Here is a 13,971-nt window from a genome sequence, read left to right as displayed (position 1 = left end):
GCGAGCCAGGTGCTCGCTTTTTTCTTAATTGGAACGGTTTAAACCACAAATCTTTGCGGATGGCCTAAATTGGTTAAAGTTGTATAAATTTCTTCTTCGTGTTCGCAAATGATCAGTTTGGCACGATGCTGTGGCGGTAAAAAACCATCTTCGACCGCACGGTCCAGCTGTGCAATCAAGGCATCATAGAAACCATTCACGTTATACAGCATCATCGGTTTCTGGTGCTGGTTCAGCTGCCCCCAGGTGGCAATTTCCAGAATTTCCTCAAACGTGCCCAGTCCACCCGGTAGTGCTACAAAGGCACAGGCCCGCTCAGCCATCATAGCCTTGCGTTGATGCATGCTGGTCACCACATGTAATTCAGTGAGCTGGTTATGGGCAATTTCATAATCCAGCATAAATTCGGGAATCACCCCAACGGCTTCACCGCCGTGCTGGATCATGGCATCCGCGACCTGTCCCATCAGGCCGATACTGGCGCCACCATAGACCAGTCCGAAACCATGTTCTGCCAGTCCTTGCGAGAGATGAATGGCTTTTTCTAAATAAACCGGTTTGTTGCCTGCACGTGAACCACAATAGAGTGCCACTAGAGGGCGAGTTGTTTTTGGGGAGTTGTCTTTAAAATAATCTGTCATTTGAATTACGCTTTGCATTTATTTTCTTCACCTTATCATTTTTCTTTCTTGTGACTCTAGCTTAATTAATAAATATGACAATTCTGTGAGCAGCTGCATTTTCACTGCATTACAGCCAGGCAAAATTCATCGATAAACAGCCATGAAAAAGGGTGAATTTCGATTTGATCTTGCTATACTAAAAATTGGTTTCACAACAATAGAACGAAAATGGGTAGTGGTAGTTGGCCGTGTAACTCTATAAATCGCCGTCAAGTAATTGGTATTGTTCAATATCAAAAATATTATGCTGTTTCATTACAGTCTCGGTTCATTCAATGCTGCAGTCCTGAGTTTCAGGGGCCAAGCGTATGATCTTTGAATGGATGTCGGACCCTTCAGCCTGGGTCGGTTTACTCACATTAATTGTTCTTGAGATTGTACTCGGGATCGACAATCTGGTTTTTATTGCCATTTTGGCGGAGAAACTGCCACCCGAACAGCGTAATGCAGCGCGGATTGTGGGCTTAATGCTGGCCTTGGTAATGCGTTTGATCTTGCTGGCCTCGATTGCCTGGGTGGTCACTCTGACTGATCCACTGTTCCACATCTTTGATCATGCTTTCTCGGGCCGCGATCTAATCCTATTGTTTGGTGGGGTGTTCCTGCTGTTTAAAGGCACCATGGAACTGCATGAGCGTCTAGAAGCCAAACCGGTCATCAAAGAAGAAAATCCGGTCCATGCGGTATTCTGGATGGTGATTGTCCAGATCGTGGTGTTGGATGCCGTTTTCTCATTGGACAGTGTGATTACTGCGGTTGGCATGGTCAAAGACCTGTCAGTGATGATGATTGCCGTGATTATTGCCATCGGGATTATGCTCTGGGCCTCCAAAGCCCTGATGGATTTTGTCAACAAGCATCCGACCGTGGTGATTCTGTGTCTGGGCTTTCTGATGATGATCGGTTTCTCGCTGGTGGTCGAAGGCTTCGGTTTCCATATTCCGAAAGGCTATCTATATGCTGCGATTGGTTTCTCGGTCATTGTCGAATTTATCAACCAGACCATGAAACGCAATCAGGAAAAAATGGTGACCACCACCGACATGCGCTACCGTACTGCTTCTGCCGTAATGCGGATGCTGGGTGGTAAACCTGCTCAGGACAATGATTCGTCTGAACCGGAAGATGTTCTGGCCACGCGTGCCTTTGCCGATGAAGTCTTTAATGATGAAAACGGTATTTATCACAGTGTCATGGTGCAGGGGGTACTGGGTCTGTCTGAACGTCCGGTCAAGTCGGTAATGACGCCACGTCCTGAACTGGAATGGATTGATCTGGACAATGACGCTGACAGTATCAAAGAACAGTTATTGCAGATGAGCCACTCGCGTCTGATTATCGCCCGGGGTGAACTGGATAATATTGCCGGTGTGGTACTGACCCATAAAGTCCTCAACGAATACATTGAAACCGGGGTGCTGGATTTTGAAAAGCACTTACGTGAACCGGTGATTGTGCATGAAAATGCCCAGGTCTTGATGGTGATGGAACAGTTGCGTCAGGCTCCATTGCAGATGGCAATTGTCCTGAATGAATATGGTTCAATTGAAGGGATTGCCACCCCAATTGATATTCTTGAAGCAATTGCCGGTGAATTCCCGGATGAAGATGAGTTGCAAGCCGCCGCGGAAAGCCTGGAAGATGGCAGCCTGATTCTGGATGGTTCCACCGATATTCGTCATGTTTCCTTGCTGCTGGATCGTGATCTGGTCAATGAAACCGAAGAATATTCGACTTTATCTGGTTATGTATTGTTCCATATGGCACGTTTACCACATAGCGGTGAAAAGTTTGAAGCAGATGGGCATATCTTTGAGGTCGTGACGATGGACGGTCATAAGATCGATAAAGTGCATATCATTCCGCAGCTTCCTGCACAGGACTAGATTCTAGCCAATGTTTGGCCTGTAAAGTTTGCTAAAATAGCCCGCATTGTCGGGCTATTTTTATGGAACTGAAATGTCAGAAGCATGTCCATGTGGACAAGGCGAATATCACAGTTGTTGTCAGCCACTGCATGTAGGGCAAAAGGTCGCAGAGACTGCACAGCAACTCATGCGTTCCCGTTACAGTGCCTTCGCCAAGCATGAAATCGATTACATCAAAACCACGACTGCGCTGGGTCAGCAACAAGCGCTGGACCTGCAGGCAATTAGTGAATGGAGTAAAGCCAATCAATGGTTAAAGCTTGAAATTGTTCAAGCCAATGAAAAACTAGATAAAAATCATGCCTTGGTCGAGTTTAAGGCACATTATCATGATGGCAAGCAGGCACAGGTGCATCATGAAGCTTCGCATTTTGTGAAGTTTGAAGGTCGCTGGTATTTTCTGGATCCGACTACAGACCATAACATCACCATGAAACAGGCCTGCATTTGTGGTTCGGGGAAAAAATTTAAGCAATGTTGTGCCGGATTCTTATAACTTTCACACAGATTTAGCTTAGAATAGCCGCCATCTCATAGCCTCAGGTGGAAGCAGGGCGATGTTACTGACCGTCATCTATATTATTGCAATTACCGCTGAAGCCATGACCGGGGCACTGTCCGCTGGCCGGCGCAGCATGGACTGGTTTGGCGTGATGATTATTGCCTGTGTCACGGCACTGGGCGGTGGTTCGGTCCGTGATGTTCTGCTCGGACATTATCCCTTGACTTGGGTCAAACATCCCGAATATCTGGTGCTGACCTGTTGCGCCGCCTTCGTCACCATCCTGATTGCCAAATGGATGCGACAGTTACGTAATGTCTTCCTGGTACTGGATGCCTTGGGGCTCATTGGCTTTACCATTATTGGCTGTCAGATTGCCCTGGAAATGGGACATGGTTTTGTGGTCAGCGCCGTTGCGGGTGTCTTGACCGGTGTGTCTGGCGGGATTTTGCGTGATATTTTATGTAATGACGTACCGCTGGTGTTCCGCCGTGAACTGTATGCCAGTATTGCCTTTGTTTCAGTGATCTTTTACTGGCTCTGTAGTCACTACGGCTTGTCGCAGGATCTGACCATTCTGTCTACCCTGATCTTTGGTTTTAGCTTACGTTTGATCGCCATCTATTTTGGTCTGGAAATGCCAAAATTCATTTATAAAGATGATGATGAGCACTCGGCATCTTCCAAAGACGAATCTTAATTTTTAAATGTATGAAGTGCGGCAATAAAAATAGCCGCATTCAACTCAATTCGTAGTATAAAAAATATAAAGCAGCCCACCTGTTGAGAAAGCAGCATCTCCCGTTCCACCTGATCAGAGATTTTTGTTATGGATTTAGTTTCTCGCATACAACGCTTACCGATTGGTAGGTTTCACTACACCTTGCTGGTGGTGATTGGACTGGGCTGGATGTTTGATGCGATGGATACCGGATTGATTTCCTTTATCCTGGCCAAAATGGCTGAAGACTGGCAGATGACTGCGGATCAAAAAAGCTGGGTAGTGTCGATCGGTTTTGTCGGCATGGCGATCGGGGCGATTTGTTCAGGTGGCCTGGCAGACCGTTTTGGCCGTAAAACAGTCTTTGCTGCGACTCTGGTCATTTATAGCTTGGCCACGGCAGCCTGCGCTTTTGCACCGAATCTGACTTGGCTACTAGTATTCCGTTTTATTGTCGGTTTAGGCTTGGGTGGTCAGTTACCCGTGGCCGTAACGCTGGTCAGTGAATATATTCCTGCACATGTGCGTGGCCGTTTTATTGTCTTGCTGGAAAGTTTTTGGGGGCTAGGCTGGCTGGTTGCGGCGCTGGTATCGCGCTTTGTTATTCCTGATTTTGGTTGGCAAACTGCTTTCATGATTGGTGGCCTGCCTGCGCTGTATGCCATTGTAATCTGGAAAATGGTACCGGAATCTATTCCATTCCTGATTAACCGTGGTCGTATAGAGGAAGCTTCGGCACTGGTCAAAAAGATTGAGCGTCAATGTGGCGTTCAAGTCTATGAAATTTTTGAAGTGAAACCCGTTGCAGAGAAGCAGAATATTTCATTTTCACAGTTATGGTCGGGTATTTTTGCACGCCGTACGCTTATGCTATGGCTGATCTGGTTCGGTATTATTTTCTCTTATTATGGCATTTTTACCTGGTTACCAAGTTTACTGGTCAAAGAAGGTTATAGCATTGTCCAGTCATTTGAATATGTGCTGATTATGATTCTGGCGCAGTTGCCCGGTTATCTGGTGGCGGCATGGCTGGTCGAAAAGCTGGGTCGTAAGCCGACTCTGGCCGGCTTTATCGGTATGTGCGCGATCTCGGCCTATTTCTTTGGCCAGTCGGGTAGTGTTACTGAAATCGTGATTTGGGGCTGTCTGATGTCCTTCTTTAATCTGGGTGCCTGGGGCGTGCTCTACACTTATACCCCGGAACAATATCCGACCAATATCCGTGCCTTTGGTTCAGGCTGGGCTGGTGCAGTAGGCCGGATTGGCGGTATCGCGGCACCTTTTGCAGTAACCCATCTGATGGGCATGCCAAACGGTTTCAGCTATGTCTTTACCATGTTTACGGCAGTTTTGGTCGCTGTCGCGATTGTGATTCTGGTCCTGGGTGAAGAAACCAAAGGCAAGACCCTGGAATCGATGGGCTTATAAAGGGAATGATTTTTTAGTTGCTTAGGGCCTATAAAGTGGATATTTTTAGGCCATAAGACACAAATTGTCGCGCTGAACGATTTGATGCCCTTGTGTCATCTACAGCCACGACTTAGCATAAGAAACATTGATACAAAAACGAATTATTTAGGACTATAGGTTGTTATGACAAGCCTTGCGCATCATGCGACAGAAAACCGCTCCGTAGCAGAATTTACCGAACAAGCTTATCTGAATTACGCCATGTACGTGATTATGGATCGGGCACTCCCTCATATTAGCGATGGCCTGAAACCGGTACAGCGCCGGATTGTCTATGCCATGAGTGAACTGGGCCTGAAATGGACCAGCAAACCGAAGAAATCGGCACGTACGGTCGGTGACGTACTGGGTAAATACCATCCACATGGTGACTCAGCCTGTTATGAAGCCATGGTGCTGATGGCGCAGCCCTTTAGTTATCGTTACCCGTTTATTGAAGGACAGGGCAACTGGGGTTCTCCGGATGATCCGAAGTCTTTCGCAGCGATGCGTTATACCGAAGCCAAGCTTTCCCAGTACAGTGAACTGTTGCTGTCTGAGCTAGGTCAGGGTACCTGTGAATGGCAGGACAACTTTGATGGTTCGATGAAAGAACCGGTGAACTTGCCAGCACGTGTACCGAATATCTTGCTCAATGGTACCACTGGCATTGCAGTTGGTATGGCTACTGACATTCCGCCGCATAATTTGCGTGAAGTAGTCAAAGGTACCATTGCCCTGATTCGTAATCCGAACCTGACCGATGAAAAAATCGCAGAATATATTCCTGCGCCAGACTTGCCGACCAAAGCTGAAATTATCACCCCGCCTGCTGAACTGTTAAAAATTCAGACCACAGGTCGTGGCAGCTACCGCATGCGTGCGGTCTATAGCGTCGATAAAAACGAAATTATTATCACTGAATTGCCATATCAGGTCTCAGGTTCCAAAATTATCACTCAGATTGCCGATCAGATGCAGGCCAAAAAACTGCCATTGGTCAGTGATGTACGGGATGAATCGGATCATGCCAATCCAACCCGTTTAGTGATTGTATTGCGTTCGAATCGTATTGATGCCGAATCGGTGATGAGTCACTTATTTGCTACGACTGATCTGGAATCCAGCTACCGCGTCAACATGAACATGATTGGTGCGGATGGTCGTCCACAGGTGAAATCGATTCGTCGTATTTTGCTGGAATGGATTGAGATCCGTAAAACCACGGTAACGCGTCGTCTACAATATCATCTGAACAAGATCGAAAAACGTCTGCATATTCTCGGTGGTCTGATCATTGCTTATCTGAATATTGATGAAGTGATTCAGATTATCCGTGAAGAAGATCAGCCAAAGCCGGTACTGATGCAGCGTTTTAATATTGACGAGATTCAGGCCGAAGCGATTCTGGAACTAAAATTACGCCATCTGGCCAAGCTTGAAGAAATGGAAATGCGCCGCGAACAGGAAGAACTGGAAGCGAAAGCGGCAGTGATTCGTGAACAACTGGCCAATCCGGAATCTTTAAAAAGCCTAATTATTTCTGAGCTGAAAGACGATGCCAAGAAATTTGGTGATGATCGCCGTTCGCCAATCGTACAACGTGCTGAAGCTGCTGCGATCAATGAAACTGAAATGTTGCCGGCCGATCCGGTGACAGTAGTGTTATCAGAAGCTGGCTGGATTCGCTGTGCCAAAGGTCATGAAGTCGATGCAGAAAATCTGAATTTCCGTGCCGGTGATCAGTACTTGAGTCATGCACAGGGCAAATCCAATCAACGCGTTTATGTATTAGATGACACTGGCCGTAGCTATGCCTTGGCCATCAACACATTGCCATCCGCACGTGGTCTCGGTGAGCCGCTCAGTTCAAAACTGTCTCCTGGCAGTGGGGTAGGTTTTAAACAGGTTCTGGTGGCAGAGGATGAAACTGAAATTCTAGCAGCAAGCAACAAAGGCTATGGCTTTAAAACCCAGGCCAAGCAGCTGGATACCAGTGCCAAAGCCGGGAAAGCTTTCCTGAATTTATCTGAAGGGGCAGAGGTCATGAACCTGCAGCCACTCGATGATGCCACGCATGTTGCACTGCTCAGTTCGGCAGGACGCCTGTTGATTGTCGATTTAGCAGAATTACCTGTATTGAACAAAGGTAAAGGAAATAAATTGATACAACTTGAAGATGGTGATCAAATTTTGTCCATGACAATATTGAAGCTTGATGAAATAATTCAAGTGCTTGCAGGACAACAGCAGTTAAAATTAAAAGGGGATGATTTGCGCAAATATATCGGCAAGCGCGGTGCAAAAGGACAGCTTTTACCACGCGGATATCAAAAAGCAAATAAACTGTTGATTCAAAGATAAGACTAGCATCCATCCTGCGAAATACGTTATATATGAACAACGATTCAACAAGATGGATGCAATATCGCACATATACAAGTCTAAAAATGGCGTGTGATATTGAAAAAAACAGTTGAAATACTAAGGATTATGATTGGAGAGATGGCCATTATGGAAAAAATTTGGTTTGCTGAATACCAAAAAACAGGGATTCCAGAAACAGTAGAATTACCAGCAGAAAATACTTCTCTAGTAGATGTTTTTGAGCGTAATTTCCAAAAATTCGGCTCGCGTGATGCCTTTATCTTTATGGATAAGGCTATGACTTTCAATGAATTGGAAGAGGCGAGCCGCAAGTTTGCAACTTATCTACAAAGCTTGGGGTTGGCAAAAGGTTCACGTGTGGCAGTGATGATGCCAAACGTTCTTCAGTATCCGGTTGTGGCACTTGGGGTGTTCCGCGCAGGTTTGGTACTGGTCAACGTGAATCCACTCTACACATCGCGTGAACTTGAGCATCAATTGAATGACTCAGGCGCTGAAGTATTAGTAATTATCGAGAACTTTGCATCTGTTTACCAAGCGATTATTGGTAAAACACCAGTGAAGCATGTCGTGGTAGCTTCTGTCGGTGACATGCTGGGTGCCTTGAAAGGAACACTGGTGAACTTTGTATTGCGTTCTGTACGCAAGCAAATTCCAGCTTGGGATATTCCAGGCCATGTGAGATTCAATGCGGCCTTGTCTAAAGTCAATCCAAGCAACTATAAACGCCCTGAATTGACCCTTAGCGATACAGCAGTTCTTCAGTACACAGGTGGTACGACGGGTGTATCTAAAGGCGCTGAACTGACGCATCGCAACCTGGTTGCGAACATGTTGCAGTGTGACGGCATCTTCCAGAGTAAATTTGGTGCGCAAGATGGTCAGCCAGATGACCGTATTTTCTGTGCTTTGCCGCTTTATCATATCTTTGCCTTCATGGTATGCGCACTTTACGGTATGTACAAAGGTCAGGCGAATGTCCTGATTCCAAACCCGCGTGATTTACCTGCGGTAATGAAAGAACTACGCAAATATCAACCGACTTTCTTCCCGGCAGTGAACACACTGTTCAATGCACTGGTAAACAATGAAGAGTTCAAGCAACTTGACCATAGCAAACTGAAAATGGCGATGGGCGGCGGTATGGCCGTACTTCCTTCTACTGCAGCAGCATGGAAGAAAGTTACCGGAACCAATATCGTTGAAGGTTATGGCTTGTCTGAAACTTCTCCGGTTGCAACAGCAAACCCACCTGCGTCTGAAGAATTCAGCGGCACTATTGGCATTCCATTACCATTGACTGAAGTGGCTATTCTGGATGATGAAGGCAATGAAGTTCCACTGGGTGAGCAAGGTGAAATTTCAATCCGTGGTCCTCAGGTCATGAAAGGCTACTGGAACCGTCCGGATGAAACTGAAAAAGTCATGGTGAATGGCTTCTTCCGTACCGGTGATATCGGTGTTATGGATTCACGTGGTTATGTGAAAATTGTAGATCGTAAGAAAGACATGATTCTAGTGTCTGGTTTTAACGTCTATCCATCTGAGATTGAAGAGGTTGTAGCAACTCATCCAAAAGTACTGGAAGTGGCTGCGATTGGTGTGCCAGATGAAAAATCAGGTGAAGTGCCAAAACTGTTTGTTGTGAAAAAAGATCCGTCTTTAACCACAGAAGAAGTTTTAGCATTCGCTAAAGAAAACCTGACCGGTTATAAACGTCCACGTTATGTCGAGTTTATGGATGAATTGCCAAAATCCAACGTAGGTAAAATCCTGCGTAAAGATTTACGTAAAACAGCCTAATACCTGTAAGAAAAAAAAGCGCCATCAGGCGCTTTTTTTGATTTGGACTTTTTATTTTTTCATTAACCAGCGATCAAAATAAGGACGACCTACGCCGACTACTCCCAAGAAAATAAACATGGTACCGAACTGGCGGGTAAATCCGGTTTGATTAAAGCTGCCATAACTTAGAATGTTGTCGATCAAGCAATACACCAGAATCGCGACCAGCCAGTGCCAGAGAGGCATACGCTTGATACCTACGAAATAAAAGGCAATCCATAAAATGGCAAAGCTAAAGATTGGCGACCAGATATTCATATTGGCACAAATGACGGCCATCAGAAATGCCACAATCGGCAGGACAATTTTTAATACGCGATCCACTTGACATTGATGCTGGCGTTGTTTCTCGAGGACATCGAACATTTCATTTTGATCAGGCGCGACCATAGTGAATCCTTAACAAGTAATAAAAAGCACTCTATTTAACAAAATTTATTCACGAAATGCCATGCTATGATAGAGATAAAATTTTCATGAGAAAAAACAGATGCACAGCATTAGTGGGGTTATTTATCTCATTTTGGCCGCTTGTCTTTTGCCTTATGTGTTTACATTGATTGCAAAAAAACCAGCAGGCTTCAGCAGCAAAGACAATCAGAATCCACGGGCATTTTTAGAAAAGTCTTCAGGCTTGGCCAGTCGCGCCAATGCTGCCCAGCAGAATAGCTTTGAAAGTTTGCCACTCTTTATTGCTGCGATCTTGATGGCAGAGTACATGGTGATATCACAAGATTTGGTCATGATTTTTGGTGTGGCTTATCTGGTTTTTCGTGTGTTGTACGGAATCTGCTATCTGGCCAACTGGGCGACTTTACGCTCCATTGTATGGTTGCTCTCGATGTTATGTCCGGTGGCTTTATTGCTGCTGATCATCAAGTTGGTTTAAGTCATCAGGTCTACGGACATATTTACAGTTCGATATTTTAAAATCCAAAAAAATCTTTAAAAACCGTTATAATTGTCGCGGTTTTTTAAAAGATATAACTTGTTAAAGAGTGATGCTATGAGCTACAGCAATATCCCAGCGGGTAAAGATGCGCCAAACGATATCTATGTGATCATCGAAATTCCTGCAAATGCAGCACCAATCAAATACGAAATCGATAAAGATTCTGATGCGTTATTTGTAGACCGTTTCATGGGTACAGCAATGTTCTACCCAGCAAACTACGGTTATGTACCAAACACACTATCGCTTGATGGTGACCCATTAGACGTACTGGTTGTAACTCCACATCCAGTAGAGCCAGGTTCAGTCATTCGTTGTCGTCCTGTCGGTAAATTGAACATGGAAGATGACGGTGGTGTTGATGCGAAACTGGTTGCAGTTCCACATGACAAATTGACTCCAATTTACAAAGATGTTCAGGAATATACTGATCTTCCTCCATTGTTGATCAGCCAGATCGAACATTTCTTCCAGCATTACAAAGACCTTGAGCCAGGCAAATGGGTTAAGTTAAGTGGTTGGGAAGGTGCTGATGTTGCGAAACAAGAAGTACTGGACTCAATTGCAGCTTATGCAGAAGCAAACAAGTAATTGCTTTACGGTTTAGGTTTTAAATTTTTAAAGCCTAAAATAAAAAACCTGCACAATGTGCAGGTTTTTTTATGGCTTGAAATTCGAGTGAATTAGAATAATTTCACAGGAATGTCTAAGAATAAACGCCATTCGTTAGTATCTGGCATGTAAACATCATTATAGGCTTGGTCAGCACGGTAATATGAGTGACGTACACGAAGGCTCGCGTCTTTGGCAAAACCAGATTGAACAGTATATTTCACTTGGTTAAAGAATTCACGTTCTTGTGCATCATCAGTTGTAATAGTACGGCCGAGTAGAGCTGAATCACTATCATTTGGGTCTACACGAACAGCACGGCTTGCATCAATATCCCAGCCATATACAAATGCAGAAGTCCAAGATAGGCCAGGAACATTTATTGCACCAAAATCAAAAGTATATTGAAGTTGAACAGATTTTTCATCATTGCCTACGAAGTCAGATAGGTATGAGTTCGGCATATAAATAGTTTGATGACCATCACCTACACCTTGACCTAGACCGTAGTCATAACCTGTATTACCTGTATTTTGTTGGTAAGCAAGCATGACATTGTGTGGGCCTTTATTATAGGTTGTTGAAATCGCCCAGATTGAATTTTTGAATTTATCGTCTACAGAACCGATATATGAATAAAGACTATTATTAGCTTCACGATCCCAGTTCGTATGATAAACACTAAAGTCATGAGTTAAGGTGCTGTCATTAGCAAGTTTATAACTATAGTTGGCATTGACATAATGACGCTCTAGGCGGTCTTTAATGTCTGTACCGTAATAAGAAGCATTAACTGCATCATTAAATTTATATTTCGCACCCCAAACGATTGCGCGATCCAGTTCATTACCATCAGATTTGATCTGGCTTGAACGTTGATTTTCAGTAAATTTACCAGCAACGAGGCTTAAGTTTTCAATTTCATTACTTTCAACTAACACACCTGTGAAGTATTCAGGAACCAAGCGTGCTGTATTACTTGCCAGCACAGGCAAATCTAAAACTTGAGTGCCATAAGTTGCAGTCGTGTTTGAAACACGTGCTTTTACATATGCGCCACCACGTGCCCAATGATCATAAGCATCTACACGACCTTGCGCATCTTGACCACCGTGTGTCGGGATCATGTCATTACCAGCATGTGCATTTTCACCTAGTTTGAAAGATGCATCGCCAATAATACCGGCACCAAAGCCTACGGTACCTTTGGTGAAGCCTGAGTCTAATTTTACAATTGCTGTCTGAGCAAATGAACTGCGATCTGAGCCAGGTGTAGTATCTTTATAGTCACGGCTGATATAACCGGTACGGAACAGCACAGAACCTTCTGCATCTTCTACAAAACCTTTCGATTCACTTTGCTCGCTAGCGAAAGCAGTAGAAACCAAAGCAGCCTGAATCAAAACTGCTAATGTTAATTTTTTTGAATTTTGCATTGGGAAGAGAGCCTTATACAAATTGATCGGAATTTTTTAGGAATTGTATAAGAAATGCTGAAAAAATGTCATTTTTTATTAGATATATTCCACTAAAGTTTAGATTTTTTTAACTCAAATTAAACAATAGTAAGGATTTGAGGTGATTGATTTTCAACCTGTTGGTAAAAAGTGAGTAAAAACATAACTCTATTGACAGGTATAAATGATATTTCTAAAGCGGTGAAATGAATGTGATCAGCTTGTTTATTTTGGAAAGTCCAAAAAATATGATCAAAAATTACGCACTATTTTTTAGCAAAAATTTTAGTCATTCTAAAAATAGAATCAAAATGGGGCAAATTGTAAATGATTATGTATAAGTATTAAAAAAGTGATGAAATACCCTTAAATACATTTATTTAAAAGAAAGCCTAGATAATTCAGTTTTTTATAATTTAAATTTTGAATTAAAAACAATAACTTAAATTTTATTTATCTTTTTGGATTTATTATTTTGGTTCCTTTTAGACAGATTGGCATAGCTCTTGCAAATTTTGAGCTTGAGTTTAATCAATGATCATAAAAACGTCTCAGACGATCTGGGGGGAGCCACACAATGAAATTAACATTAAAAGTATTATCTCTTGCTTTATTGGGCGCTGTATCTTCTTTTACTTTTGCTGAAGAACCTGTTGCTGAACATACGGTATCTGGAAATATCAGCGTACTTTCGAGCTATAACTTGCGTGGTATTACTAACATTCCTGAAAATAGCGGCGCTACCTTACAAGGTGGACTTGATTATAACCATGCGTCTGGCTTCTATGCAGGTTGGTGGGGATCTACGCTAGATTACCCTTTGTCTGAAGAAGGACGTGATGCTTTCGAAAATAACTTCTATGCTGGCTATAGCCATGCAGTCAATGATGACTTAGGTTTAACGATCGGTACGACCTACTATTATTATTATGAATCTGATGTCAATTCTGATGGATTTGAGCTGTTACTGGGTATGAGCTATAAAGATTTGGGCGTTACAGCACAAACTCTTCTTGAAGATACTACTTGGGGCAATGCAGGTGATACCTATTTAAAAGCTACTTATAGCTATGCTTTACCACAAGATTTCAGCTTGGATACAGCTTTAGGCTTATACGCTTATGAAAAATCAGGTGACTTTATTGAAGGAACTACAGAAAGTTTTGGTTTCCGTCATTTTGACATCGGTTTAAGCAAGCCACTTGGTGACACAGGTGTAACTGCAAGCATGAATTATATCTTGGGTGGTTATGATCGTTTTGATGAAAAACAAAAGAATAAAGTCGTATTTGGACTGGGTTATAGCTTCTAATCCTCTTTAGATAAAAAGGCGACCTTAGGTTTAATGCCAGTCAGTTAAGAAATTGACTGGCATTTTCTTGGATATTTTTGTGCTTTAATTTTCACTACTCGCGGACATTGCCTTTGCCTTTT

Annotated in this window: 12 protein-coding genes; 9 read left to right on the top strand and 3 right to left on the bottom strand. The window is 43.5% G+C overall.

Annotation, left to right across the window (positions count from 1 at the left end):
- Nucleotides 1–38 precede the first annotated feature (38 nt).
- Nucleotides 39–659, bottom strand: a complete 621-nt coding sequence (locus NI469_RS12465; RefSeq protein ID WP_004732555.1) for an LOG family protein — start codon at nt 657–659, stop codon at nt 39–41.
- Nucleotides 660–991: 332 nt separating this feature from the next.
- Here NI469_RS12465 and NI469_RS12460 point away from each other — a divergent pair, with 332 nt between their 5' ends.
- The 6 genes from NI469_RS12460 (at nt 992) to NI469_RS12435 (ending at nt 9,474) form a co-directional block, all read left to right on the top strand.
- Nucleotides 992–2,569, top strand: a complete 1,578-nt coding sequence (locus NI469_RS12460) for a TerC family protein (RefSeq protein ID WP_253175349.1) — start codon at nt 992–994, stop codon at nt 2,567–2,569.
- Between the two features lie 73 nt (nt 2,570–2,642).
- Nucleotides 2,643–3,107 (top strand): YchJ family protein, encoded by a 465-nt coding sequence (locus NI469_RS12455; protein ID WP_005263978.1) that lies wholly within the window; start codon nt 2,643–2,645, stop codon nt 3,105–3,107.
- A 61-nt stretch (nt 3,108–3,168) separates the two neighbouring features.
- Complete coding sequence (locus tag NI469_RS12450; protein ID WP_004644893.1) at nt 3,169–3,813, top strand: trimeric intracellular cation channel family protein; 645 nt, start codon at nt 3,169–3,171, stop codon at nt 3,811–3,813.
- A gap of 129 nt (nt 3,814–3,942) precedes the next feature.
- The gene (gene niaP / locus NI469_RS12445) at nt 3,943–5,262 is read left to right on the top strand and encodes a niacin transporter NiaP (protein WP_004281032.1); all 1,320 of its coding nucleotides are present in this window, start codon (nt 3,943–3,945) and stop codon (nt 5,260–5,262) included.
- Between the two features lie 165 nt (nt 5,263–5,427).
- Nucleotides 5,428–7,647: a DNA topoisomerase IV subunit A gene (gene parC, locus NI469_RS12440; protein ID WP_085064599.1), complete on the top strand. Its 2,220-nt coding sequence runs from the start codon at nt 5,428–5,430 to the stop codon at nt 7,645–7,647.
- Between the two features lie 150 nt (nt 7,648–7,797).
- Entirely contained in the window at nt 7,798–9,474 is a 1,677-nt protein-coding gene (locus NI469_RS12435; RefSeq protein ID WP_005101517.1) for a long-chain-fatty-acid--CoA ligase, read from the top strand.
- 51 nt (nt 9,475–9,525) lie between these two features.
- Here NI469_RS12435 and NI469_RS12430 read toward each other — a convergent pair whose 3' ends face one another.
- The gene (locus NI469_RS12430) at nt 9,526–9,906 is read right to left on the bottom strand and encodes a hypothetical protein (protein ID WP_253175347.1); all 381 of its coding nucleotides are present in this window, start codon (nt 9,904–9,906) and stop codon (nt 9,526–9,528) included.
- 100 nt (nt 9,907–10,006) lie between these two features.
- On the opposite strand from NI469_RS12430, the gene NI469_RS12425 reads away from it, so the two are divergent.
- Nucleotides 10,007–10,405: an MAPEG family protein gene (locus NI469_RS12425; RefSeq protein ID WP_253175345.1), complete on the top strand. Its 399-nt coding sequence runs from the start codon at nt 10,007–10,009 to the stop codon at nt 10,403–10,405.
- A 117-nt stretch (nt 10,406–10,522) separates the two neighbouring features.
- Nucleotides 10,523–11,059 carry an inorganic diphosphatase gene (gene ppa, locus NI469_RS12420; RefSeq protein ID WP_004281037.1) on the top strand — a complete coding sequence of 179 codons (537 nt, stop codon included), beginning with the start codon at nt 10,523–10,525 and terminating at the stop codon, nt 11,057–11,059.
- 92 nt (nt 11,060–11,151) lie between these two features.
- Here the strand turns inward: ppa and NI469_RS12415 are convergent, their stop codons facing one another.
- Nucleotides 11,152–12,516, bottom strand: a complete 1,365-nt coding sequence (locus tag NI469_RS12415) for an OprD family outer membrane porin (protein WP_253147158.1) — start codon at nt 12,514–12,516, stop codon at nt 11,152–11,154.
- A gap of 598 nt (nt 12,517–13,114) precedes the next feature.
- Between NI469_RS12415 and NI469_RS12410 the strand changes: the two genes are divergently transcribed.
- Nucleotides 13,115–13,849: a TorF family putative porin gene (locus NI469_RS12410; RefSeq protein WP_004732532.1), complete on the top strand. Its 735-nt coding sequence runs from the start codon at nt 13,115–13,117 to the stop codon at nt 13,847–13,849.
- The last annotated feature ends 122 nt before the right edge of the window (nt 13,850–13,971 follow it).

Origin of the sequence: Acinetobacter lwoffii, from assembly GCF_024129735.1 — a bacterium.
GTDB lineage: Bacteria > Pseudomonadota > Gammaproteobacteria > Pseudomonadales > Moraxellaceae > Acinetobacter > Acinetobacter lwoffii_H.
This window is presented reverse-complemented; position numbering and strand designations above follow the sequence as displayed.